We start from the raw sequence: 25,394 nt of genomic DNA, 5'->3' as shown, positions 1-25,394 counted from the left end.
TTACTTCTCCATTTCGTTGTGTAAAACGTCATCATCCTGCGATGACGCGGGGATTTCGCCCGGTAGCTGACAGGCCCAGGCCTGCGGTACCAGGCTGATTTCAACACGCCGGTTTAACGCACGGCCTTCCGGCGTCTCATTGGTGGCAATGGGGCGGCCCTGGCCATAGCCCTGCACCGCAAAACAGCTTTCCGGCACATCGCCGGTATCACGCATCCAGTCGCGCACCGCTGCAGCGCGCTTAAGGGATAATGTTTGATTCAGCCGGACATCGCCGGTGTCATCGGTATGGCCGGACACGACAATCAACCAGCCTGGTTTCGCTTTAATGCCCACCAGAGAATTCACCAGCATTTTGGTAGAGCCTGCCTTCAATACGGATTTGCCAGAATCAAACAGGGACATGCTGTCGAGACGCACGGTTTTAGGCGTCGATTTTGGCTTCGCAAACGGTTTTGGAGATGGCGGTGGCACATAGGAACGGATAGCGTCTAGCACCGGGAACCTCAGGCGCTCTCCCTGGTACAAGCCAAGACTTATACGAGCCGGGATGCCATTCCTGGCCCAGTCATCAAGCTGGGCGGCATCTGTACGTAGAGCCGAGACAGCATCGGCCTTTGGCTCGTAATTGTTCATGGAGAGGCTGTTGTATTGGGAAATATCAAACCCAACCCGCTGCAGGAGTTGTCGATTGTTCCAGCCGCTGCATGACAGTGCCGCAGCGGCCGCCAGCGTGAAAAACATCAGCGCGTATCGCCCGGCCCGGTCCCGCGAAGTCAGCCCTTTCCCCTCTGGCAACAGCGGCAGGATAAAGTCCGGAAGGGGTGAAATGACCGAACTGTCCGTGCCTGTCGGCTCCCAGCCTGCGACCTGATGCATGGCCGTACGCCGCGATAGCCATATCGACCAGACCGATGAGGTCAGGTTGCCGGCAAGTATCGGGCCCGCCCCCCACAGCACGGCGGAGGGCATAATCGCCGGGAAATCAGTATTTTCATCCATAAATACCGCCTCAACGTGTTGACGACACCAGCTCATCAGGCTGTTGATCAGCACCTGCTGATGCATGGCTATTGCGCCGCCTGTGCTCACCCAGGTCGCAATCGAGCATGGTGCAGCAGATTCGTGCCAGACTCTGATGCCGTCGCCCGGCATTGCCACCTGCCAGACCTGGTCACTCATCATCGTGCTGCCTATATTCACATTGAGCACCAACGGCAGCGCGTGCCCCGTACTCTTACGCATCTGGCATATTTGCCAGCGCAGAGTCAGCAAATCGCTGGTTAACCGTTCGCCGTCGGCGTGCTGCTGCGGGCAAATATTGACCATGACCGATAGCTGGCGCCCCCAGTCCGGGCGCTGGGCCAGCACCTGATCAACTATCTGCGGCAGATCCTGATGGGGTTCAACCCTGATCCAGCAGCCATGAGAGACGATCAGTACGGGTTCCTGATGTGGCCAGGTCCGGGGCAAATCGCCACAGACCAGCACCACCGGCTGACTAAAAGTGGCTTCAGGAAGCTTATCCAGAAACAGGGAGGAGTCATCCACGATGCGACGACTGGCCGCGTACCAAAACGCGCCAATAACGCCCAATGCAGCCAGAAAAATCAGCACAGAAAGTAGCCGTGAGACAGGCAAAAATACCAGGCACACCAACGCGCTTAACGCGGCGGCCCAAAGGACCAGCATTCGCTGCTGGGCTGCACTCATTGCAACGCTCCCGGCAGCAATGTAGCCAATACCCGTTCGAGCCAACGATCCAGGCCCCACCACAGAGCAATTAGAACGAACAGGCTCAACCCAATACACACTGGCCACGATGCCAGCCAGCCTGTCAGTGCACTTCCGGTAGGGCTTTCCGCCAGCACGGGATGGGATTGCGGATAGCTGAATGGAGGGACATGCTCACCAAGAGCATTAATGAGCTTTTGGCGTTCAGGATCGTTCAATGAACTGAAGCTGCCGCGAAAACCCAGCATCATAACCCGCTGAAAACAGGTCACGACCACACGGTCAGATGACGGCTCACGCAGCACTTCCCACATTCTGTCGCACAGTGTGTCACCGGCATCCATCGTGCCAAGAAAATGGCCAAGCAAGGGAATGTCATACCACTTCACGCAGGCATCATCTTCCTCGCCGCGACTTTTAACCGCCTCATCAAGCAGTGCGCACTGTGCGGTGAGAATATGCTGGCAACTGGCGTTATCAAGGCCGCAAGCCTTCAGCTCGCGCTGCACGCGTTCTACATCAGCGACGCAGCGATCCCACAGCGTTCGGCCTTCCCCTGGCTGAAATAGAGGACCATGCCGCAGGCTAATCACCTGCAGCCAGGTATCCTGCAGCAACATATCTATATCAACTTCTACGGCGCTGCCGCGTTTTGGCTCATTCATGTTCTCAGTACCGCAAAGAGTTCAAGCTCTGGCTCTCCGAGCATCCCCGGCACGTAAAACATGCAGGTGCCGCTCTGGAGCATGTCGATGGCCAGAGGATCGGAGACATTAAGGCTGAAGTATTGATTCTCCAGACGCAGCGGGATCGCCGCTGGCACATGGCGCAGTGGCGTCAACGGAACGCCCACGCGCGAGGAGTTCACCAGGCTTCTGACGAGATCAGGGCTGCCCACCTTGCACTGCCTCGGGAACTGCTCCTGCATTTGCGCCACCGGCAAAGTCGAGCGGACGGAAAGGTAGTAATCCGCGTCCTCCCGCAAACGCGGGTCATGCAGACGGGCCTGCCAGAAGCGAAGCCGGGGATCATATTCAAGAGTGATGGACACCACTCTTGAAGGCAGGCTGGCTTCAAGCAGGTCGCCAAGTAAGTCAAACAGCGGCGGGAAAACGGCATTTAGTCGATCATGTTGATAAACCGGGATCGCGCTAACCTGATGCTCCAGCGAAAAAGTCAGCAAGCTGCCGGCCAGGCGTGCAAGTTCCGGATACAAACGCTCTGGTGGACTTTGCAGATGGCGCTGAAGCTGCCCCAGCACGGGCTCTGCGCTGTTCAGGGCATTAAGCAGCCAGAAGAGCGAGACATCGGCCATCGCAAAATCAGCCATGCGTTCATTACTTTCCCGGCGCATTGCCATCAGGCGGCCCAGTCTGGCTCGCAGCTGCGTCATCAATTGTTCGAGCTGGGTGACCAGCCAGCGGCTGCCCTGCATCGCCAGCAGCGGCGGCAGAAAAGTCTCGTCCAGCCCCCAGATGCCCTGGGAGTCCTGCCGCAGGCTGGCTACCGGACAAGTCAGATAATCGCTGTTGTCCTGGCTGGCAAAACGCAGCGTTAACTCCGGCTGTATCACCGCTATCTGGCGGGTATCCTCGCCGAAGAGATTACGAACGTCCCGCCAGCGCTGGCGAAAACGTATCGGGCGTTCGGCAACTTCATCGGGTCTCAGGCAGTTACCACCGTTGGATCTCAGCAGCGGGAGGGCCAGAACTATTTTCGTACCCTGAGATTCGCCTTCAAGCATGAGCGCAGGGGGCAGAGCGTCTGTGTTGTCCGTGTCAATCAGCGTACCGTCCTGAAAACGGATGTGCAGATGACGGGCCTGAAGTCGCCCCAGTTTCAGCATATCCGGTTCAAAAGTGGCTTCAATAACGCCCCATGGATGGGAAAGGCCCTGTCGGGCAATACACTCCGCAGACCAGGCCGCATAAGCGACCTGTTGCTGGAAGTGCTGGGGAGAGACCATCTGGCCCCTGCCCCATAACGGTTGTTCCGTTTTCATCGGCTTCCTGCCTTAAGTACGTTACGCTTTCGCCTTCGGCATCTGGGAAACCAGTGACAGATTGACGTCCATACCTTCGACCTGGAAATGTGGCACGGCATAAAGCTTCACGCGGAAGAAACCCGGGTTATCCTCGATATCTTCCACCACCACTTTGGCATCGCGCAGCGGGTGGGAAGCCTGCAGTTCGTCGCCTGGATCGGTCATTTCGGTGACCAGACTGCGAACCCAGGTGTTCAGCTCCAGCTCCAGCAGACGGCGGTCCTTGGTAGTGCCGATGTTTTCACGCTGAATAAGCTTCAGGTAGTGCGCAATACGAGAAAGCAGGAAAATGTAGGGTAACCGCGCATTGATACGACTGTTAGCCGTGGCATCTGCGGTGTCATACAGGGCCGGTTTCTGCGTGGAGTTTGCCGAGAAGAAGCACGCGTAATCGCGATTTTTATAATAAGACAGCGGGATGAAACCGAGATTAGCGAACTCAAATTCCCGGGTTTCCGGGATCATGACTTCCGACGGAATTTTTACCTGATTGCCGGTACCAAGATCGTACAAATGAATCGGCAGATCTTTTACTGCTCCCCCAGCCTGCGGGCCGCGAATTTGGACGCACCAGCCATTCTGGATAAAGCTGCGCACCATGTTGGCGGCAAAAGCAAAAGATGCATTAGTCCACAAGTATTTATCGTGGTCCGGACCTTTTACTTCTTCCACATAGTTGAAGCTGCGTACCGGCACGGTATCGGGCCCATAAGGCAAGCGGCCAAGCACTCGAGGCATAACCAGGCCAATATAACGGCTGTCATCAGTGTCCCTGAATGACTTCCACTTGATGTATTCGGCGCGGTCGAAGTAGTTGCCAATATCTTTGATGGCGGCCACGTCTTCCATTGATTCTTTCAGGAAGAACTTTGGCCCGGCAGAGCCGATAAACGGCATGTGTGCTGCCGCAGAAACTTTGGAAATATTACGTAAAAGCGCCACATCCTGAGCGGATGCATCGAACTCATAGGCCGAGACGAGGGCAGCTATCGGCTCCCCCCCAGGCGTGTCGTACTCTGCCACATAGGTTTGCAGGTACAGCCCGCTCTGGATAATTTCCGGGGCATCCTCAAAATCCTGTCGCAGGTCGTCTTTGGAGAGATCAAGCAGCTCAATTTTGACGTTCTGGCGGAAATCAGTTTTATCCACCAGCGATTTAACCCCTCGCCACAGGGATTCCACGGCCTGAAACTCATCGTGATGCATGACTGCATCCAGTTGACGGCTGATTTGGAAATCCAGCTCGGCAATGTGGTGATCGATCAGCGCTTTGTCGAGTTTCTCAACCTTTGAGCCCGCCTTACTCAGGCACTCAAGAAACACCTGCATCCCCGCAGTCAGTCGCTCATCGGCGGTAGCGTCGGACATTGCCTGATTGTCCTGCCAGACATCCAGTGCGCTTATGGCGGACACCGGATTAAGGTTGATTTTTTCAAACAGAGAAGCATAAACAGGCTGGTCAAGTACGACACTTTCTGCGCTAGCAGTATTCTCATTTTTTACAGACATCAGCATTCCTCAATTAATCCATTAAATAGCGTGATTGCTCATGCCTGTTTTGGTGCCAGAGCAGAAAGTTCTGCACGAAGCTCCGCGCTCAGCGCCGGGTCAATCAGAATTTTTTCCAGTTCTTTTCGGAAAGACTGGTTATCCAGTAAATTGGCTTTTAAATCGCGCAACAGATTACGCATAGCCAGCATCGCTTTTAGCTGAGGTATTTGACGCGCAACCTCTTCTGGCGTGAAATCTTTCATTTCACGAAAGACAAGATGGATATTCTCTTCACCCCCCTCAGCGGCCAGCATATTCTTGACTGCGACATTGATTTTTGGGGAATATTCAGAAAGCACGCTATCAAAATTATTTTTATTAATGTTTGTTTTTACCCTTTCAGATAATGGAGCGGTTTCACTCCCGTGACTAAAATCGCCGGTAACCAGTAGCTTTAGTGGAAGTTCAGTTTTCTTTTGAGCCCCTCCGGTGTGTAAATCCAATTTTAAATTGATACGTGCTTTGGGCACCTCGCCCTGGAAGCTGTCAGCCATCGCCTCATCCCTCTGTTATTGCTGCGTGATATTTTTGGCGCTAAGTTACACCGCGCAAAATAATAGAACAATGAACAAAGTTGGATCAATTCCCGCTGCAACCGAAAATCTAAGATATTTATAAAGACATTTCTCGCATAAAAAAAAGGGACAGTGAAAAATATCTAAATTTATTAAAACTTAAGAAAAATTCTTTGATTAAATAGCCAGTCGGTTATCAAACAGGATTTTAGCGCAAAAAGACAAAGTAATTGATTTAGATCAATGCGACTGAAAAACTAAAACCATCCAACTGAAAAATATAGAAATTAAACCAATGTAACTCATCACAGAAAAAATAAACGAGAAATATCCTAAAATTAACCCAGACTCAATCGGAAGTATTTTTTTGCGATAAAAAGAGGGAAAAATCCAGCACAAGAAAATAATCCCAGGAAGATATTATTTTTTACTACAACATAGAAGATGAGAAAAAAACCACACTCCTCGCCATAAGATATTGGTGGCGCAAATGCATGCGCCACCATTCATTTCACCGATGAATGTTCTTGATATCAACAGGCTGTCCAAACAGGAAGCCCTGAATTTCGGTACAGCCTTCTTCCTCCAGAATACGTAACTGCTCGTTGGTTTCCACTCCTTCGGCAATTAGCGGCGTATTGATGGAGTTACCGAGCGAAATGATCGCCCTAACGAAGGAGCGTGCCTGGAAGTTACTTTCAACGTTCGTCAGGAAGCTGCGATCCAGCTTGATAACGTCAAAATGAAATTCTCGCAGCGTACTTAAAGAAGAATATCCGGTACCAAAGTCATCCAGCGCAATGCTGATCCCCATTTTCTGGAACTGATGAAGAATATTAAACGTCAGCTTTTTATTAATGATGAATGCCGTCTCCGTCACCTCAAACTCAAGCAGCGTTATTGGCCATGCGGTTCTCATTAAAATGTCACGGACATTATCGATAAAGCTGAGATTACGCAGCTGCACGGGAGAAATATTGATCGAGATTTTTTTGTCCAGCTTGTTGGCAAGCGACTCTTTACATACCGTTTCAATCACCCAGTATCCCAGTGGAACAATGGCCCCACTTTCCTCGGCAATAGGGATAAATTCATCAGGCGGAATCAGTCCCTGCTCCGGGTGATTCCAACGCAGCAGCGCTTCATAGCCGGTAATGGCCTTATCTTTCAGCGAGCGTTTTTCCTGGTAATGAATGAAGAACTGCCCTTCTTTGATGCCGCGGCGAATATCCGCCGCCATCAGGTTCCGCAGCCGTGTTTTCTCGTCCATGTCTTTTTCATACCAGCAGATCTTGTTATCCAGATTAGCTTTGGCACGGTACATCGCCAGATCTGAATTGCTGATAAGCGTATTGATATCCGTGGCGTCATCCGGGTAAACCGCCACGCCGATGCTGGCACTCACGGTAATTTCGCTGTGGGCGAAAATCTGCTTGCCTACAAAACAGCTATGTAAGCGCTCGGTGAAATTACGTAACTCATCGTCGTGGTTATAAGGCTTGGCCGCGACAAATTCGTCGCCACCGAAACGAGCAACAATCTCGTCTTTTTCCATCGCTTTGAGTACCGAGGACGAAACACGCTGCAAAAGCTGGTCGCCAACCAGATGCCCTTCGGTATCATTGATCTCTTTGAATTTATCGAGATCAACCGTGCAAATAGCAATGTGGTTATAGTCAGACTCGGTGAACAGTTTTTCTACAAAACTGAAGAATTCGACGCGGTTAGGAAGCCCGGTAAGCGCATCGTAGCGGGCAAGCCATGAGATCTTGTCGATAACGACCTTCTGCTCGCTGATATCACGGGTAATTTTGGCAAATCCCAGCAGCGTGTGGTGCTCATCATAGATGGCATCAATCACCACATGAGCCCAAAACCGACTGCCATCTTTGCGATAGCGCCAGCCTTCCCCTTCAAATTTTCCATTTTTAAGCGCGATATTCAGATTACGCTCGGGCAGTCCGTTTTTTTGCTCCGCATCGCTGTAGAAAACGCCAAAAAACTGCCCCACAATCTCCTCGCGCAGATATCCCTTCGCTCGCAGCGCCCCCTCGTTCCAGGTGGCTACGGTGCCATCAACGTCCAACATGTAGATGGCGTAATCTTTTACGCTCTCCACAAAGTGACGGTAGGCGATATCAGTTAAGCTTTCAGTACGCATCTTACCCTTGAGTTAATTGTGGTTATTTTGTTAATAAAAAGAATAATTTATCGCATTATCGGCGGCGGAGCCACGAAGCTTTAAGCCCATTATCGCCAGCAGCCGATCATTTTTCCCGCTTCACTCGCTGCAGGTAGTTTTCCAGTTGCTGAGTAACTTCCAGACTGAGGGCGTACTGATCTTCCCCAACATGATAAACATAGTTGCTTAGCCGCCGGAGATCCCGGTATATCGTCCGTTCGCTTACGCCAAATTTACTGGCCAGTTGATGGCGGGACACGCGCTCGCAGCTCAGCATTTCACAAAAAATACCGGCAATTCTGTTGGCAAGCTGCGTGCTTTTTTCGGGGGGGGTCATGAGTGTGTCTCCTGCAAGTAGGTGTCAGGAATCTTAGCGCGAACAAATGACAGGTCGTGTCAGCCATTGACAGAATATATCGCGCGTCCGCAGGGTAATTATTATGCAACATTATGACAAGGCTAGATTTTTTTGATAAAAAATTAACGTCCCTGGAGATCGGACGACATATTGACGGCTTTGCAGGGTATAATCGCGCCTCACAACAAGTTGGCAGACTATGACCGTGAGTAAGCATCGGGTAACAAGACCAGATGAAATTGAGATGAAACAACGAGCCTGGCATCAGGCCCGACGCGCTATCCTGAGCGGCAGACCCGATGTCGCGCCTCTGACTCCCCCATCGACGCTGTACGAAGAGCTGGCCATCGGCTACCACATCCGCCAGCTTACGCGGTTACAAAAATGGTTTAACGACCGCGGGCTTCCCCTTCCCGAGTAGATACCGCATTGCGCAACGGGGTAACACCATTAATCCCTCGTCGAACTGGTGTACAAGACGGCTGACAAGAGCGGGCGTTAATTCAGCCTCATTGATAATGTCAAAACCGTGGCGTCCGTACCACGGGCCATTCCAGCTCACATCCCTGTAAGTTGTCAGCGTGATTTGGCTTACGCCAAGCACCTGCCCCGTGCGTTTAACTTCAGCCAGCAACATTGCGCCCACCCCCTGTCGCTGAAAATCCGGGTGGGTAGATATTTCAGCCAGATAAAGCTCATCCTCGTGCCGCTCGCAATAGCAAAAACCTTTGATCCTGCCATCGCTCCCAGCTACCTTCCAGGCGAGGTTATTTTCGATGGCGGCGGCGTGAGTCTGCCTGTCCGTCACCCCAGCGGTGGCCAGAAAAGCAAGCTCGGGCAGCGCAAGAAAACGGTGTGCGGCGGCTGCCTCAACACGCTGTAACTCGTCAATATCCCTAATATCACTGGCATACAACATTCGTATTCCTTTCATTTATTGGCAGTCATGCCACGCAGTTTAGCAGCCTGCTTTCATAAATCCCGGCCGTTTCGTTGACGGCTGATTGACGTTAGCGCTTCCACAAATGTTAATCAGGAGTAAACTAAAGGTAAGCAACTCATCTGTGTTATTGCGCAATCAACCATAACAAGTGACACCTGCCATATGAAATTCAAATCGGCGATTAAGCCTTACCAGGCCGCAGCGGGCGGCTGGGGTTCTCTCGAAGCAACCACCCGCTTCGTCATCGACAGCAAACATGCCCTGAAAAACCTGCGCAACCTGATGCGCATGAACAAAGCCAAAGGCTTTGATTGCCCGGGCTGTGCCTGGGGGGACGACAACAAAAGCACCTTCAGTTTCTGCGAAAATGGCGCCAAAGCAGTCACCTGGGAAGCGACTCGCCGTTTTATAGACAGCGACTTTTTTGCTCAGCACAGCGTCAGCAAACTCTATCAGCAAAGCGACTACTTCCTCGAATATCAGGGCCGCCTGACCGAACCGCTTAGCTATAATCCACAAACCGATCGCTATGAACCTATCAGCTGGGCCAACGCACTAAGCCTGATTGCGCAACATATCCAGGCGATGGATAACCCCGACCAGATTGAGCTTTACACCTCCGGCCGCGCCAGCAATGAAGCCTCTTATCTTTATCAACTTTTTGGCCGCATGTTGGGCACCAATAATTTCCCGGATTGCTCAAACATGTGCCACGAAGCCAGCGGCAGCGGGCTAAAACGCAGTATCGGCGTAGGGAAAGGCACCATCCGACTGGATGATTTCGACAAAGCCGATGCCATTTTTGTCTTTGGTCAGAATCCCGGCACCAACCACCCGCGAATGCTGCACAGTCTGCGTCATGCGGCAGAAAATGGGGCACAGATTGTCACTTTCAATACGCTGCGCGAACGCGGCCTGGAACGCTTTGCCGATCCGCAAAAACCGCTGGAAGTGATCACCCCGCTGTCAGGTACCATCAGCACCAACTATTACCAGCCAAATCTGGGTGGCGACATGGCGGCGGTACGCGGCATGGCAAAAGCGCTGCTGGAAACCCATCGTCGTCTCATCACTGAAGGTGAAGATGGCGTGTTTGACCTGGCGTTTATCGAAGCCCATACCCACGGCGTTGAGGCCTGGTTTGCCGCCATTGATGAAACAAGCTGGGAGAAAATCACCCAGCAGTCCGGCCTGAGCGAACTGCAGCTTCGCGACGCCGCGGCTATCTGGCAGCATTCAAAACGGGTGATTTTTACCTGGGCTATGGGCATCACCCAGCACAAACACTCGCTGAATACCGTGCGTGAAATCGTCAACCTGCAGCTGCTGGGCGGCCATTTAGGCCGTCCGGGCGCGGGCCTTTGCCCGGTGCGCGGCCACAGTAACGTGCAGGGCAACCGTACCATGGGGATTGATGAAAAGCCGCCGGTAAGCCTGCTGGATAATCTGGCCAAACACTTTGATTTTGAGCCTCCGCGCGAACATGGCCACAATACCGTTGAAGCCCTTGCCGCGATGCTGCGCGATGAAATCAAAGTGCTGATTGCGCTCGGCGGAAACCTTGCCGCTGCGGCCCCGGACAGCCCGCGCACGGAAGAAGCCATTAGCCGCTGTGGCCTGACCGTATTCATCAGCACCAAGCTGAACCGCAGTCACCTGGTGCCGGGTAAAGCCTCGCTGATCCTGCCGACGCTTGGCCGTACCGAAGAGGACATGCAGGTTTCCGGGCGCCAGTTTGTCACCGTCGAAGACTCTTTTAGCATGGTTCACGCCTCCGAAGGCATCGGCAAACCGATTGCCGACACCCAGCGCTCTGAAACCGCGATTGTGGCCAGCATAGCTGATGCCGTTCTGGGCCGAACCAAACTGGACTGGCTGGCGCTGGCCGACGACTACAACCTGATTCGCGATCACATCGCTGCCACGCTGCCGGGCTTTAAAGATTTTAATCAGCGCTGTGAAGAACCTGGCGGCTTTTACCTGGGTAACGCGGCGGCAGAACTGCGCTTTAATACGCCAAGCGGCAAGGCTGAATTCAGCGATGCCCCGCTGCCGGATTCGCTGTGGCAAGGTGTGGAAGCCCCGTTCACGCTACAGACGCTGCGTTCTCACGATCAGTACAACACCACGATTTATGGCCTCGACGATCGCTATCGTGGCGTGTACGGCCAGCGAGAAATCCTGTTCATTCATCCCGATGATATGGGTGAACTCGGCCTGAACGACGGCGACAAGGTCGATATTGAAACCATCTGGCATGACGGCATTACCCGTAAAGTCAGCGGCTTTAAGCTGGTGGCGTATGACATCCCGCGCGGCAATCTCGCAGCCTATTACCCGGAGACAAACCCGCTGGTGCCTCTTGGCAGCGTTGGGGACGGCACGGGCACGCCGACGTCAAAATCCGTGCCGGTGAAAATCACCCGCAGCGAAGCGGAGAATACGCGACGAATTGCCTGATCGTGAATCACATTCCCTCTCCCGCAAGGTGAGAGGGAAAACGTTATCTCTAAACATGGAGTAAGCGATGCAGAAAAAATGGTCCGATGTTGATGAGTACCTTGTTCATTCCCTGATCCCTTCCGATGCTGTTTTTCAGCAAATTCTGGCCAACAATCATGCCGCCGGGCTGCCTGCCCACGATGTTGCTCCGAATCAGGGGAAATTCCTGCAATTGCTGGTGGAGATTACCGGCGCGAGAAAAATTCTGGAAATCGGGACGCTCGGCGCGTACAGCTCCGTGTGGATGGCAAGAGCCTTGCCCGCTGACGGCAAGCTTGTCACGCTCGAAGCGGATCCTCGTCACGCTGAAGTTGCGCAAAGGAACATTACGCTGGCCGGGCTGGGAAAACAGATTGAGCTGCATATCGGCCCAGCAGCAGAAACGCTGGCCAGTTTAGGCCACGACGCTCCGTTCGATTTGATTTTTATTGATGCAGATAAGCCGAATAACCCGATTTATCTTGAGTGGGCATTGAAATATTCGCGCCCCGGCACGTTAATCATCGGTGATAACGTGGTCCGCGATGGCGAGGTTGCCAACCCCGAAAGCGGTGACGACCGCGTTCAGGGCGTGCGAACCTTTATCGAACTGATGGGCAACAACCCGAACCTGTCTGTTACTGCCCTACAAACGGTCGGCAGTAAAGGCTGGGACGGTTTTACGCTGGCACGTGTTGAATAGTGCCAGGCCCTTTCCCGAGGAAAGGGCCTGATATCAAAGTGCCACCTGCTCCATCGCCTGCAAAATACGCTTATCGGAAATCGGATACGGGGTTCCAAGTTGCTGCGCGAAGTAGCTGACGCGCAGCTCTTCGATCATCCAGCGAATCTCCTGCACCTCTTCGTTTTCGCGGCTGGCCGGCGACAGCTTGTTCAGCCACTGCTGCCAGGCCTGCTGCACGCTTTCCACTTTGAGCATCTGCGCGCGGTCACGGTGCGGGTCGATAGCCATTTTTTCCAGCCGTTTTTCGATTGCCTGCAGGTAACGCAGCGTATCGCCGAGGCGTTTGTAGCCGTTGCCGGTGACAAAACCTCGATAAACCAGGCCGCTCATCTGCGCCTTAACATCCGACAGGCCAAGCGCCATGGTCATGTCCACACGCCCTTTCAGCCGTTTGTTGATGTTAAACACTGCCGTGAGGATCTGCTCCACCTGTTTGGCAATCTCAACCACCGTGTCATTCAGCTCGGCGCGTACTTTCTCGTGCAGCGCGGCAAACCCTTCTTCGCTCCAGACCGGCCCGCCGTTTTGCGCAATCAGCTTATCAATGCCGCAGGAAATGCAGTCGTCGATAAGCTCCAGCACCTTGCCGTACGGGTTAAAGTAGAGTCCCAGCTTGGCTTTGTTCGGCAGTTTTTCGTGCAGGTATTTCACCGGCGACGGGATGTTCAACAAGAGCAGACGGCGCAGCCCGCGCCACATCGCCTGCTGCTGCTCGAGCGGGTTATCAAACAGCTTAATCGCCACGCTCTCTTTTTCATCCACCAGCGCCGGGAAGGCTTTCATCCGGTAATTGCCGCGTTTCTGCTCATAGCTTTCCGGCAGCGAGCCAAAGCTCCAGATGTGCAGCCCGCTCTGCTCAATACCGTCATCCGCTACGGCGGAAAGCGTCTGCTGTACTTTATCCTTCAGGCCGCCTTTTAGCTCGCTGAGGTCCTTACCCTCTTTCAGCTTCTTGTTGTGCTCGTCCACCACGCGGAAGGTCATTTTCAGGTGATCGGGCACCTGATCCCAGTGCCAGTCTTCCCGGTCGATGGTGACCCCCGCCATGCGGCGGAATTCACGCTCAAGGCTATCCAGCAGCGGCAGTTCCAGCGGCGTAGCCCGGCCTAAAAACGCCTCCGCGTAGTTCGGGGCCGGCACAAAGTTGCGGCGCACCGGCTTCGGCAGCGATTTGATCAGGGCAATAATCAGCTCGCGGCGCACGCCAGGGATTTGCCACTCAAAACCAGACTCTTCAACCTGGTTCAGCAGCGGCAGTGGGATATGCACCGTTACGCCGTCGGCGTCCGCGCCAGGCTCAAACTGGTAGGTCAGGCGTAGCTTGAGATTGCCCTGATGCCAGAAGTTCGGATAGTCCAGCTTGCTGACCTGCTCCGCGCCTTCCCTGATCAGCATATTTTTTTCAAAATTGAGCAGATCTGGCGTTTCGCGGCTGGTCTTTTTCCACCAGCTGTCGAAGTGGCGCGCGGAAATCACATCGTGGGCGATGCGCTGGTCATAAAACTCAAACAGCGTTTCGTCATCCACCAGGATGTCGCGACGGCGGGACTTATGCTCCAGATCTTCGATTTCCGCCCGCAGCTTGAGGTTGTCGCGGAAGAACGCGTGGCGGGTCTGCCAGTCGCCTTCAACCAGCGCATGGCGAATAAACAGCTCGCGGCACAACGCCGGATCGATATCGCTGTAATTCACTTTACGTGCCGCCACAATCGGCAGGCCATAAAGGGTCACTTTTTCCTGCGCCATCACCGCGCCCTGGGCTTTCTCCCAGTGCGGTTCGCTGTACGAGCGCTTAATCAGATGCTGCGCCAGCGGCTCAATCCACTCCGGGTCGATCCGGGCGGCAATACGCCCCCACAGGCGGCTGGTTTCCACCAGCTCGGCCACCATCGTCCACTTCGGCGGCTTTTTAAATAAGCCCGAGCCTGGGAAGATGGAAAATCTGGCGTTACGCGCCCCGGTGTACTCCTGTTTTTCCGTGTCCTTTTGCCCGATATGGGACAGCAGCCCGGTCAGCAGTGCCGAGTGCACCGAGCGGAAGTCACCTGGTTCGCTGTTCACCGGCAGGCCAAGCTCTTTCACTACCTGCCGCAGTTGGGTGTAAATATCCTGCCATTCGCGGACGCGCAGGTAGTTGAGGAAGTCCAGCTTGCACTGGCGACGGAACTGGTTCGAAGAGAGCGCTTTTTGTTGCTCACCGAGGTAATTCCACAGGTTCACGTAGGCCAGGAAGTCAGACTCTTTGTCGTGGAAGCGGCGATGCTTCTCGTCTGAGGCCTGCTGTTTGTCCATTGGGCGTTCGCGCGGATCCTGAATCGACAGCGCGGAAGTAATGATCATCACCTCACGCACGCAGCCAAATTTCTGCGCTTCCAGCACCATTTTGGCGAGTCGCGGATCAACCGGCAACTGCGAAAGCTGGCGGCCTGAGGCCGTCAGTTTGTAAACGCTATGGTCTTCATCGCTGGTAATGGCGCCCAGTTCTTCAAGCAGGCGTACGCCGTCCTGAATGTTGCGCTTGTCCGGGGCCTCAACGAACGGAAACGCCTGAATATCCCCCAGCCCCAACGCCGTCATTTGCAGAATGACCGACGCCAGGTTGGTGCGCAGAATTTCCGGGTCGGTAAATTCCGGGCGCGACAGGAAATCATCTTCGGAATAAAGGCGAATACAGATCCCTTCCGACACGCGGCCGCAGCGGCCTTTACGCTGGTTGGCCGAAGCCTGAGACACTGGCTCAATCGGCAGGCGCTGAACTTTGGTGCGATAGCTGTAGCGGCTAATACGCGCCGTACCAGGGTCGATTACATATTTAATACCCGGCACCGTCAGCGACGTTTCCGCGACGTTGGTCGCCAGCACAATGCGCCGTCCAACGTGCGACTGGAAAACACGATTCTGCTCGCTATTGGACAGGCGCGCATAGAGCGGCAGAATTTCCGTATGCGGCAGGTTGAGCTTCGTCAGCGCATCAGCGGTGTCGCGAATTTCACGCTCGCCGCTCATAAAGATCAAAATATCGCCCGAACTTTCATGGCCCAGCTCATCCACCGCGTCGAAAATCGCCTGCAGCTGATCGCGATCGGTATCGTCGTTATCTTCCACCATCGGGCGGTAGCGCACTTCCACTGGATAAGTGCGGCCCGACACTTCGATAATCGGCGCGTTATTAAAGTGGCGCGAGAAACGCTCCGGATCGATGGTCGCCGAGGTAATAATGATTTTAAGATCGGGGCGTTTGGGCAGCAGTTCGCGCAGGTAACCCAGCAGGAAGTCGATATTCAGGCTACGTTCGTGCGCTTCATCGATGATGATGGTGTCGTACTGCATCAGCAGCCTGTCCTGCTGGATTTCCGCCAGCAGGATCCCGTCCGTCATCAGTTTGACCATTGTGTTGTCGCCGACGTGGTCGGAGAAACGCACTTTATAGCCTACGCAACCGCCGGGTTCGGTTTGCAACTCTTCCGCAATACGGTTGGCCACGGTACGCGCCGCCAGACGGCGAGGCTGAGTGTGGCCGATCAGGCCTTTCACACCGCGCCCCAGCTCCATACAAATTTTTGGCAACTGAGTGGTTTTGCCGGAGCCGGTTTCACCCGCCACGATCACCACCTGGTGATCGCGCACGGCGTTCAGAATGTCCTGTTTCTTCTGGCTGACCGGAAGATTTTCAGGATAAATAATCGCCGGGCGCGCGGCTTCGCGCAGCTGTACTTTGCCCGCTGCGACGTCAATTTCTGCGGCCAGCGTGTCGAATAAGGCCTGCTGAGAGTCAGCATTTTTAATTTTCTTAGCACCGTGAAGACGGCGAGAAAAGCGTTGTCTGTCGCGGAGCATCAGCCCGTCAAGACGGGCGAACAAAGAGGACAGCGAGGGTTTTGTCATTTCCATTTTATCTATCGTTATTTCGCTACCGGGCACAACCGGATAAGTCACGGCGTTAATTTCCGCTATTTTATCACACCCCGATTTCGAGCGCCTTGTTCAATAAATTCGAATATAGGGTTCGATATATTGCGCTATCTCTGTCATCGGATTGTGAATACAGTAAGTCTAAGCGAACGGGCACACTGTCCGACTGACCAAACACTAAGGAATCATCCCATGAGCAAAGTATTAGTTCTGAAATCCAGCATCCTGGCAGGTTACTCTCAGTCCAACCAGCTGTCCGACTATTTTGTTGAACAATGGCGTGAAAAACACAGCGATGACGAAATCACCGTTCGTGACCTGGCGGCAAACCCAATTCCAGTACTGGATGGCGAACTGGTCGGTGCTCTGCGCCCTTCCGATGCCGCGCTGACCCCACGTCAGCAGGAAGCTCTGGCCCTGTCTGATGAGCTGATTGCCGAACTGAAAGCGCACGACGTGATTGTCTTCAACGCGCCAATGTACAACTTCAACATTCCTACCCAGCTGAAAAACTATTTCGACCTGGTGGCTCGCGCTGGCGTGACCTTCCGCTACACCGAGAAAGGCCCTGAAGGTCTGGTAACCGGTAAACGTGCTCTGGTTGTGACCAGCCGCGGCGGGATCCACAAAGACACCCCAACCGATCTGCTGGTGCCTTACCTGAACGTGTTCCTTGGCTTCATCGGGATCACCGACGTGAACTACGTGTTTGCTGAAGGTTTTGGCTATGGCCCGGAAGTGGCGGCTAAAGCGCAGACTGACGCGAAAGCGGCTATTGACAGCATCGTTGCGGCGTAAGATTTGCTCCCGGAGTGACTGACCCTCACCCTTGCCCTCTCCCTAAAAGGGAGAGGGGATAAACAATATTCTTCAAGTCCGCTTTCTCTCTCGCCCCTTTGAGGAGAGAGGATAAATAATATTCTCCAAACCTGTTTTCTCCCTCGCCCCTTTGGGGAGAGAGGATAAACAATATTCTCCAAACCTGTTTTCTCTCTCGCCCCTTTGAGGAGAGAGGATAAACAATATTCTCCAAACCTGTTTTCTCCCTCGCCCCTTTGGGGAGAGAGGATAAGCAATATTCTCCAGGCCTGTTTTCTCCCTCGCCCCTTTGGGGAGAGGGCCGGGGTGAGGGGAATTAACAGCTCTTCTTAGGCTGGTGCAAATCCTCAAACACCAGACGCTTCCGGTCCGCCTCAACCTCCCGCAGCGGCTCCACCTGATGCATCGTTTGCTGGCAGCGAATCACTAAATCCTGATACTCCTTCGTGCCCTGTTTCTTCCAGGCCAGCTCTTCAGGTCGTAATTCACGTATCGCTTTCGCCGGGCTGCCGATGATCATCGTATTCGCCGGAAATTCCGCTTTGCCTTTAACAAAAGCCGCCGCACCGACAATCGAATTCTCGCCAATTTGTGCCCCATCCAGGATCACCGCGTTCATGCCCACCAGCGCATTTTTGCCAATGCGGCAACCATGCAGAATGGCTCCGTGGCCGATGTGGCCGTCCTGCTCAACAACGGTGTCCTGTTCAGGGAAGCCGTGCATCACGCAGTTGTCCTGCACATTCGCCCCGTCTTCGACGATAATCCGCCCAAAATCCCCGCGCAGGCTGGCATTGGGGCCAATGTAAACGCGGTGCCCGAGAATAACGTCGCCGATCAGCACCGCGGTCGGGTGAACATAGCTGTCTTCCGGGACGACAGGCGTCAGGCCATCAATCTGATAAATGGACATACGTGCTCCTTATTTTACGGGATGAGTCCACCGAATCGCTTCTGGTAACCGTTCACCGGGGCCGGCAAGTCACCCACCGAGGTTTCACCCAACTCGCTGACGTAGGTAAGCGCCCCGGCGGCGACCCGCTGATAGATATTGATACACAGCTGGCGGGCGTTTTGCCCCAGCCAGTGCGGCGGCAGCAGTTCATCCGGCAGCAGTGGGTCTTTCAGCACAACGCGGCGGTAGAAGTGGATCAGCAGCAGTTGGATGTGAAAACAGCGCTGCGGCGTTAGCTCCTCGCTTCCGGCCTCACGCAACAGCGGTAAAAGCGGGCGAAAAGAGTTGATAAATTCAGCGTAACGTTCGTTTTTGTCGGTCAGCAGCCAGCACTCTTCCACGCGGGATCTCAGCGCAGCGCGGGACGTTTGCAGCGGCGATTCAGCCTCAAAACAGATGACCTGTTCAGCCACGCCCGCCTCATGCAACAGGCTTTGGATATCCGCGAGGTTTTGCGAGGGCGAAGCCATCAGGTTCGGTGCGAGCGCCCCAAAACCCTGCCAAATGAGCTGTTTTTTCACCTGTTGCAGCGTGGTTTTTTCCAGCCCCTCGGAAAGCAGCAGCAGCCACTTTCCATCCCAGGCAGGCTGCCCGGCGCGATAAATTTTCGACTCGGCGCGGCGGGTCATTCTCTGGCCCATATCGGTCAGGCGATAAAAACTGCGACGCCCCACTCGCTCCACGTCCAGCCAGCCCTCTTTATTGAGGCGGAAAAGCGACGTTCGCACAAAACGCTCGCCGAATCCCAAAGGCTCCAGCATCGCCGCGAGGCTACCCAGCCAGATTTCGCCGCCGCGATGAGCCAGCGCATCGCCGTACAAAGAGACAATCAGCGACGTGCCGCTGATGGGCACCGCGCTGACGGCCTGCTGAATAAAAGTGTCGAGTTTGCTGCTCATCCTGCCTCATTGCCGCTATGGGAATTTCAGAGAAAAAACATAGCACAATAAAGCGGACGACCCACATTGAATTAGCAATTACGATTCACAAAAATGTCAATAAGCAGATAAAGCGGAACATATTAATCAGTGTATCGACGGCCCCAAACGACGGCTAATCGGCTCAAACTCAGGCGTGGCATGGCGCGGTAAAGTATCCGGCTTATGTTCGTCCATCGCCTGCCAATAGGACCAGGGCACTTTCCTTTTTCCCAACTCATAATCCATGCCGTCCCAGGCGTCTTCGCGAAAGCTGTAGAACGCCCAGTGCGCCTGCGTTTTATCCAGCGTGCTGAGGACATCCTCAAGATACTGGCGACACCCGGCCAACTGGCGCATACAGCCAAACTCCCCCGCCACCATACGATTCTGCGCCACCCCTCGCTGCTTAGCCCACCAGAACGGCTGCTGCAGATACCCGGCCACGCGCTCCCCGTTCCATTTTTCCTGCTTGCCGCCAAAAGGAACAACGCCGGGATAGACATAAGGCTTCAGGCGTTTGAGGTTTGGCGCGCTGGTTGCGTCGTAAGGTTCGTACATATGAAAACTGTAAAGCACGCGATTGTCACTCAGGGCGGAAGGCCAGTAGCTAAAACTGTCGGCAGCGGCGTACCAGCCGCTATCAACCATGATGGGCGTCGTCTTATCCACTTCACGAATCGCTTTGATCACGGTTTGGTAGAACGCCGGCAGGTCTCTGGCCGTGCCCTGGTGTGCGGTGTACCAGGCTTTCATTTCTTCCAGCGAGGCATGTTCCGGCAGGCCAGCCCGTTTCTCCGGCGCAGGCTCATTGATCAGGTTGTAGGCGGCAATCGCCGGGTTATCTTTTAGCTGCCCGGCCAGGTCACGCCAGAACTGTGCGCTTTGCTGCCAGTAACGTTTATCCTGCCACAGCCGGTCATCAAAGCGGCCATCATTGTTTTGCGCCCAGCGCATACCGGGCAGCGACAGCGGCGTAATCACCACTTTAAGCCCGGCGGTGTGAGCGCGCGCCAGCGTCTCTTTGAGGGTACGCAGATCCTGCGCCATCAGCCCCTGATAGTGGTCGGCATTCCCCAGCAAAAAATCACGCTGTTCCGGCTGCCATTTATCCCACGACAGCCTTACCCAGCTTGCGCCGTAGCCTTTGAGAGCGGTGAAATAGGCTTGATCGGGCGGCAGGCGGTTAAAGCTGTTGCCGCCGTGCTGCGGCGAGTCCCAAAAGGCGATGCTGTCGATGGCAAAGGCGGAGGTAGAAAGCAGCGTTAAGCCCGCCAAAAATGCTTTGAGTTTCATGGCAAATACCTCAGTGATGAAAGAGGCAGCAGTATTGCCGGTTAGCGGGCGTCGATTGTCAGAGGAATGTCAGGATAGCGGTGTGGGCCTTAGTTTTTGATCGTCGCCAGCGGGCCGGCGAGTCGGTGCTCGGTTTTTACCGCCACGCTGCCCCGGTTTTCCGCACTGACCACCGCTACCGTAGCCCATACGCTGTCGGCTGGCTTCGAAGGCCAGGGCACCAGCGTCAGTTGGTCGCTTTTCGCCCACCAAATCTGGTTATAGTCGCTGCGACTAAGCAGCGTTTGTTCCAGCCAGGGTTTGGGGCAAGCATGAGACACCTGCGGTGCATTGAGTGAAATAGCGCGATCGTGAAGCTGGATCTGCGTTAACCCGCCAATGCCCTGCAACGCCAGAGGTTGCTGCCATTGCTGCCCGCCGCTCGATACGCGCAGCAGATAAACGCCTTCGCTGATCGGCTGAGTAAACTCTTCGCTTTCTACCCGAAACTCACCTTCCGCTTCATACTGCACCGGCATTGCGGCAAGGGCGTTTTTGCCATCAGGCAGAGTCAGGGCAACGTTAATATCATGGCGAGGGCTGTTTCCGCTCAGGGTAATGCGATAAATGCGGTTAAGCGGCATATCACGCTGCATCAACGTAAGCGTTAAGTCGTCCAGCCACTCAGGAACCGCTGTAGAAAGATCTTTGCCACATTGCCGACTGACTACGGCATTAAGCGCCTCTTTCCAGGCCTGCCGCTGCGCCTCACTGTTCAACTGCGGCCAGACATCAATCAACTGGCTGTTAGCAAGGTCGCCTCGCTGGTTAAAAAGCTGATGATATACGGGCTCCAGCGGCGTCTGGGGCAATGTCGCACCGACGCTGAACGAGGAGACGATCAGCAGCGCTAGCAGGGGGAGCTTCATGCCGCTAGCTCCAGCCGGTAGCCAATCCCACGCACGCTCGCAATCGGCAGGCCCGGCAGTTTTTGCCGTAACTGTAAAACATGCGTATCGACCGTTCGGGTTGACGGAAAACGTTGATAGCCCCAAACCTGATTGAGCAACTCATCCCGGGTAAACACGCGCCCTGCCATCTGCATCAGCATCGCCAGCAGCGCAAACTCGGTTGCCGTCAGCGCGACCTCATTTCCCTGCCAGTTTGCCACCTGCCGGGCCGGGAGCAGGCTGAGCGCCCCGCAGACAAGCAGCCCGTCGCCCAAAGGGCGAAGCTGAGCCCGAATCCGTGCCAGCAATTCAACGTGGGCAAAGGGCTTGCTCAGGTAGTCTCGCGCCCCCGCCTCCAGCCCTGCCACCCGCTCTTCAACGCTCACTTTTGCCGTGAGCACGATCACCGGCAGGGCTTTTTTGGCCAGCCACTGTGGTAAGAACCGGAGGCTGTCGCCTTCGGGAAGCTGGCGGTCGAGAATCGCCAAATCCGCCTGATACCAATGATCGAGGACGTGCTCACTGCTGCGCAGCCAGCGGCAACTGAACCCCTCCTGCCGCAAAAATGTCGCCAGCCCTTCGCCCAGCGCGATATCGTCCTCAATTAACAATAAAGCATGCGCTTTAGTCGGGGTCATACGGCAACTCCAGGGTAAACGTGGTTGGCGCAGGGCTGAACGTCAACCTGCCGTTGAGGCGACGAGCAACCCGCTGAACAATAGTTAATCCGAGGCCAAGACTGCTGTTTGACCAGCGTAAACCGCGGCTGTTCAGCAGCGGGTTTTGAGAGATGTTTCCGCTATCGCTGACCTGAAAAATAAGGTGCGTTCTACTTTTACGCACGGTCAGGTGCACGGGAGGCTTTCCGTGACGAAACGCATTATCCAGTAAATTCGTCAGGCACAGGCTGCCCCAGTAGAGCGACACGCTCACGGTTATGTTTTCGTCGAGGCAGTACGTCAGCCCGACCCGATCCATACAAAGGTGATCGAGCCAGTCGCTGAGCTGTACCTGAGTGGGCGTTTCCAGCGCTTCCCTCTGATGCTCTGCTATCAGGTAATGTTTACTGGTTTCGGCCATCTGACGCATCCGCTGCAGCGTATCGGCCAGAGCCACAAAATTAAGCTGGGCCCCCTCCGGTAGCTGGTCGAAGTCGCGGCGAAAATGTTCGACCACGTTGCTTAACTGGGCGATGGGCGTACGCAGTTCGTGAGTCAGCATTTGCGTAATAAACCGCTGACGCTCGCGCTGTCGACGCCGCTGCCAGGCCAGCCATATCAATCCCGACGCGGTAAACAGCGCCAGCAGACCAAAAAGCCAGCGCCAGACATCGCGATAACCTTCGCGAGCATTGACGCACAGCGCCCCTGCCCGCATATCGCAGCGCCCTCCTGCATTGACGAGTTCGATCCCGGACTGCCGGGCCAACGGCTGCCAGACTTGCGCCTCATAACGCCGCCAGTGCTGCTGGCTGAATCGCCAGAGTTGGCCGTTTTGCAGCAGCCAGCGCTGGCCCCCAAGCAATGCATCAAGATTGTCATCGGATAGCGTCCCGATGCCCGCCAGGTCGTCCGGTCGTTCCCGCACGTGCAGCGAGTTTTTCAGTGCGGCTGCCGCCTCCGGATGACGCAAGATGTACTGCCAGGCACTGCTTCCCCCAAGCGGATAGAGCGGATTCGCGGCGAACCAGGATGCAGACGGAATGTTCGGCTGACATAGGGCGGCAAGAAATGCTTTCACAGAAGCGGATAGATCAACCCCGCTGGCGCAGCGCTTATCCAGCCGATACAACGCCGTGAGTTCCGGCAGCGACCAGGCCTGAAACTGAGGATACATGGATGCGGGCTTGAGCAGCGCCGCATCAAGCTGCTGCAGGGTTTGCAGCGAGACCTGCGCCGCCGGGGTTGACCGGCTTAACGCCTCGCTAAAGTGCGCCAGATCCTTGTCGAGCTCCGCCGCACGAGCTGAGCCTGCGTGCAGCCAAAGGACAGCACACAGCCAGAACATAGCGTAACGAAAAAACGGGACAAGTCGCCGGATCACCAGAAAGACCTTAATGTGTAAGGAGGCAAAAGCTGCCCAACTGGCAGCATGTTTATCTCGCCGATTGCGCCGCAAGGAAAGCTTCAATTTGCGAGCGGGTGGAAGTCCCTTCCATCGGGCCACGCTGCGAGATCGCCAGCGAACCGCTGGCATTGGCCCAGGTCAACGCATCCTGGGGCTGCATCCCGGACAAAAACAGGCTGACAAACGTGGCACCAAAGCAGTCACCTGCCCCGGTAGGGTCAACCACCGACACGTTAAAACCGGGCACATACCAGGTCTGCCGAGCGCTGAAGTAGCTCGCCCCTCGCGGCCCACGTTTGATCACCACGTGTTTCACCCCGCGCTTGAGCAGATTATCCACCAGCCGTTGCTCATCCTCCCCCTGATGCCGACCGAAGTAATCTAACTCCCCGTCGCTCGGCAGGAAAATATCTGTGTAATCAAGGATATATTCAAACGCCTGCGACATTTCAGGGATGTTAAGCATCTCTTTACGGATGTTAGGATCGAAGGAGACAGTGCCGCCGCGCGACTTTACGTTTTCAATCGCCTTTCGCATGGCGTCAATAATACGAAACGAAAACAGCGACGAGCCCATAATATGAAAATGATTGCACTGGTTAAGCAAGGTGTCGTCGATATGGTCGGCAGTAATCAAGCCGCAGGCGCTGTTTGGCAGATTAAAAATAAAATCACGCTGCGACTGGGTGCGGTAACTCACAAAGGCACTGCCGGTGGTGGCTTTGGGCAGGACGGTAATGCCGTTCACGTCGACCCCGTCTTTTTCCAGCCGGGCAATATTCATCTCCCCGAAGGCATCGCTGCCGACGCAGCTGAACAGCACCGAACCGAATCCTAATTTAGCCACCTGATCGGCAAAAATGGCTGGCGCACCGCTGGGATAAGGCCCCCAGAATTCGCCCGGCTGCGAAAAGCCCTGGTTTTCTTTCTTTGCCAAAAACTCCACCAACAGCTCGCCGATGGTACATATCGTCACGTTCATCACCGCTCCTTCATTTTACTTTTTGCAGCGCCGGGTTGAGCCACGTCAGGCACTCATTGTTGGTGTAGCTGTTGCTCAGCCCCACGGCGAGAAAGCGGGAATGGTATTCCGCCGCCACAACCTGGGGCGTAATAAGGCCACTCACCTGCGCGAGCTGACCAACGGCATAGCGTTTTTCGCCGTAAACAGGCCTGTTGGCAACGATGGTAATCAGGTGTTTGCTTTGCCCCACGGCCTCACCCAACAGACGCGCGCTTTGCGCATCTCTGACGCTCAGCGTGCCATCCTCTGCAATATGGTCGACGGCAATCAACGTGCGGCTCGGGCGGTAATGGCGAAGCGCATTTACTGCCACCTCCCCCTCGACCCTGTTTCCATCTCCGCTCAATACGCCGCCAAGCAGGATCTTTTCACCGGTAAGAAACTCTTGCGCAAAACAGACGTGAGCCAGGTCATTCATCAGCAACCGCAGATCGCCATAGCCCGTAAGGAAAGGAATCACTTTACGTAAAATGGAGCCAGGGCCTAAAAATACGGTTTCATCCTCGCTGATTAAGGCCGCAGCCTGGCGCGCTATTTCGGCTTCCAGCACTTTATCTACAACGGCGGTAAGTTCCCGGGGCTGAGCCACCGGGGCACCCTGTTGGGCGGTATAAATTGCGCCACCAAACGAACGTTTTAGATAGCCTTGTTGCTCCAGATAATTGAGATCGTTTCGAATGGTGACGCCAGATACGGTAAGCATCTCCGCCAGATCATCCACTTTAATTTCGCCGTTTTTACGAACGATCTCTGCAATATCTAAGCGTCTTTTCAGCAGGCTGGTTGACGGTTTTGCCACAGTAAAGTGCCTTTTAAGTCATTCGAGTAATAACTTTCATTTTTAAATTTATCTTTTCCCTTGTCAAACCAACGCCTCTCGCAAGACGAGCCGAAATCAAGAAAAAAATTGTTTTTCAATGTA

At 54.6% G+C, this 25,394-nt stretch carries 21 protein-coding genes; 4 read left to right on the top strand and 17 right to left on the bottom strand.

All coding sequences use genetic code 11. The features are described 5' to 3' along the window. The 7 genes from LH23_RS15680 to LH23_RS15650 all read right to left on the bottom strand — a co-directional run bounded on the left by LH23_RS15680 (position 1) and on the right by LH23_RS15650 (position 8,363). Complete coding sequence (locus tag LH23_RS15680) at positions 1 to 1,713, bottom strand: OmpA family protein (RefSeq protein WP_039293001.1); 1,713 nt, start codon at positions 1,711 to 1,713, stop codon at positions 1 to 3. Continuing rightward, complete coding sequence (gene tssL, locus LH23_RS15675) at positions 1,710 to 2,399, bottom strand: type VI secretion system protein TssL, short form (RefSeq protein WP_039292998.1); 690 nt, start codon at positions 2,397 to 2,399, stop codon at positions 1,710 to 1,712. Before tssL ends, LH23_RS15680 begins: the two co-directional genes overlap by 4 nt. Continuing rightward, a complete protein-coding gene (gene tssK, locus LH23_RS15670; protein WP_039292994.1) occupies positions 2,396 to 3,736 on the bottom strand; it encodes a type VI secretion system baseplate subunit TssK in 1,341 nt (446 codons plus the stop codon). The genes tssL and tssK overlap by 4 nt, the downstream gene beginning before the upstream one ends. Before the next feature lie 21 nt (positions 3,737 to 3,757). Next, positions 3,758 to 5,293, bottom strand: coding sequence for a type VI secretion system contractile sheath large subunit (gene tssC, locus LH23_RS15665; protein WP_039292991.1), 1,536 nt, complete (start codon positions 5,291 to 5,293; stop codon positions 3,758 to 3,760). Positions 5,294 to 5,325: 32 nt separating this feature from the next. Further along, positions 5,326 to 5,823, bottom strand: coding sequence for a type VI secretion system contractile sheath small subunit (gene tssB, locus LH23_RS15660; protein ID WP_039292988.1), 498 nt, complete (start codon positions 5,821 to 5,823; stop codon positions 5,326 to 5,328). A 532-nt stretch (positions 5,824 to 6,355) separates the two neighbouring features. Then, the gene (locus tag LH23_RS15655) at positions 6,356 to 8,005 is read right to left on the bottom strand and encodes a putative bifunctional diguanylate cyclase/phosphodiesterase (protein WP_039292986.1); all 1,650 of its coding nucleotides are present in this window, start codon (positions 8,003 to 8,005) and stop codon (positions 6,356 to 6,358) included. A gap of 106 nt (positions 8,006 to 8,111) precedes the next feature. Then, complete coding sequence (locus LH23_RS15650; protein ID WP_039292984.1) at positions 8,112 to 8,363, bottom strand: HTH domain-containing protein; 252 nt, start codon at positions 8,361 to 8,363, stop codon at positions 8,112 to 8,114. 265 nt (positions 8,364 to 8,628) lie between these two features. On the opposite strand from LH23_RS15650, the gene LH23_RS24030 reads away from it, so the two are divergent. Next, positions 8,629 to 8,805 carry a hypothetical protein gene (locus LH23_RS24030; protein WP_156108045.1) on the top strand — a complete coding sequence of 59 codons (177 nt, stop codon included), beginning with the start codon at positions 8,629 to 8,631 and terminating at the stop codon, positions 8,803 to 8,805. Here LH23_RS24030 and LH23_RS15645 read toward each other — a convergent pair. Then, on the bottom strand, positions 8,761 to 9,303 hold the full coding sequence (locus tag LH23_RS15645; RefSeq protein WP_039292981.1) for a GNAT family N-acetyltransferase: 543 nt from the start codon (positions 9,301 to 9,303) through the stop codon (positions 8,761 to 8,763). The genes LH23_RS24030 and LH23_RS15645 overlap by 45 nt on opposite strands. A 186-nt stretch (positions 9,304 to 9,489) precedes the next feature. Here LH23_RS15645 and LH23_RS15640 point away from each other — a divergent pair, with 186 nt between their 5' ends. Together LH23_RS15640 and LH23_RS15635 are read left to right on the top strand one after the other, a co-directional pair. Continuing rightward, entirely contained in the window at positions 9,490 to 11,787 is a 2,298-nt protein-coding gene (locus LH23_RS15640; RefSeq protein WP_039292979.1) for an FdhF/YdeP family oxidoreductase, read from the top strand. A 67-nt stretch (positions 11,788 to 11,854) separates the two neighbouring features. Further along, the gene (locus tag LH23_RS15635) at positions 11,855 to 12,511 is read left to right on the top strand and encodes an O-methyltransferase (RefSeq protein ID WP_039292976.1); all 657 of its coding nucleotides are present in this window, start codon (positions 11,855 to 11,857) and stop codon (positions 12,509 to 12,511) included. A 33-nt stretch (positions 12,512 to 12,544) separates the two neighbouring features. On the opposite strand, the gene hrpA is transcribed toward LH23_RS15635, so the two are convergent. Then, on the bottom strand, positions 12,545 to 16,444 hold the full coding sequence (hrpA, locus tag LH23_RS15630; protein WP_039292974.1) for an ATP-dependent RNA helicase HrpA: 3,900 nt from the start codon (positions 16,442 to 16,444) through the stop codon (positions 12,545 to 12,547). A 213-nt stretch (positions 16,445 to 16,657) separates the two neighbouring features. Between hrpA and azoR the strand changes: the two genes are divergently transcribed. Continuing rightward, on the top strand, positions 16,658 to 17,263 hold the full coding sequence (gene azoR, locus LH23_RS15625) for an FMN-dependent NADH-azoreductase (protein ID WP_039292970.1): 606 nt from the start codon (positions 16,658 to 16,660) through the stop codon (positions 17,261 to 17,263). A gap of 337 nt (positions 17,264 to 17,600) precedes the next feature. On the opposite strand, the gene paaY is transcribed toward azoR, so the two are convergent. The 8 genes from paaY to LH23_RS15585 all read right to left on the bottom strand — a co-directional run bounded on the left by paaY (position 17,601) and on the right by LH23_RS15585 (position 25,271). Continuing rightward, positions 17,601 to 18,197 (bottom strand): phenylacetic acid degradation protein PaaY, encoded by a 597-nt coding sequence (gene paaY / locus LH23_RS15620; protein ID WP_039292967.1) that lies wholly within the window; start codon positions 18,195 to 18,197, stop codon positions 17,601 to 17,603. A gap of 14 nt (positions 18,198 to 18,211) precedes the next feature. Beyond that, positions 18,212 to 19,138, bottom strand: a complete 927-nt coding sequence (gene paaX, locus LH23_RS15615) for a phenylacetic acid degradation operon negative regulatory protein PaaX (protein WP_039292964.1) — start codon at positions 19,136 to 19,138, stop codon at positions 18,212 to 18,214. A gap of 126 nt (positions 19,139 to 19,264) precedes the next feature. Further along, the gene (locus LH23_RS15610) at positions 19,265 to 20,452 is read right to left on the bottom strand and encodes a glycoside hydrolase family 5 protein (protein WP_039292962.1); all 1,188 of its coding nucleotides are present in this window, start codon (positions 20,450 to 20,452) and stop codon (positions 19,265 to 19,267) included. Between the two features lie 89 nt (positions 20,453 to 20,541). Further along, positions 20,542 to 21,360, bottom strand: a complete 819-nt coding sequence (locus tag LH23_RS15605; protein ID WP_039292960.1) for a DUF2861 family protein — start codon at positions 21,358 to 21,360, stop codon at positions 20,542 to 20,544. Continuing rightward, complete coding sequence (locus LH23_RS15600; protein ID WP_039292956.1) at positions 21,357 to 22,019, bottom strand: response regulator transcription factor; 663 nt, start codon at positions 22,017 to 22,019, stop codon at positions 21,357 to 21,359. The genes LH23_RS15605 and LH23_RS15600 overlap by 4 nt, the downstream gene beginning before the upstream one ends. Then, positions 22,006 to 23,424, bottom strand: a complete 1,419-nt coding sequence (locus LH23_RS15595; RefSeq protein WP_197062488.1) for a DUF3404 domain-containing protein — start codon at positions 23,422 to 23,424, stop codon at positions 22,006 to 22,008. The genes LH23_RS15600 and LH23_RS15595 overlap by 14 nt, the downstream gene beginning before the upstream one ends. Positions 23,425 to 23,476: 52 nt before the next feature. Further along, positions 23,477 to 24,430, bottom strand: coding sequence for a sugar kinase (locus LH23_RS15590; protein WP_039292954.1), 954 nt, complete (start codon positions 24,428 to 24,430; stop codon positions 23,477 to 23,479). Between the two features lie 10 nt (positions 24,431 to 24,440). After that, positions 24,441 to 25,271 (bottom strand): DeoR/GlpR family DNA-binding transcription regulator, encoded by an 831-nt coding sequence (locus LH23_RS15585; RefSeq protein WP_039292951.1) that lies wholly within the window; start codon positions 25,269 to 25,271, stop codon positions 24,441 to 24,443. Between the last annotated feature and the right edge of the window lie 123 nt (positions 25,272 to 25,394).

Source organism: Cedecea neteri, assembly GCF_000758305.1.
Taxonomy (GTDB): Bacteria; Pseudomonadota; Gammaproteobacteria; order Enterobacterales; family Enterobacteriaceae; genus Cedecea; species Cedecea neteri_C.
The sequence above is the reverse complement of the archived record's forward strand: the minus strand, read 5'-3'. Positions and strand labels throughout refer to the sequence as shown.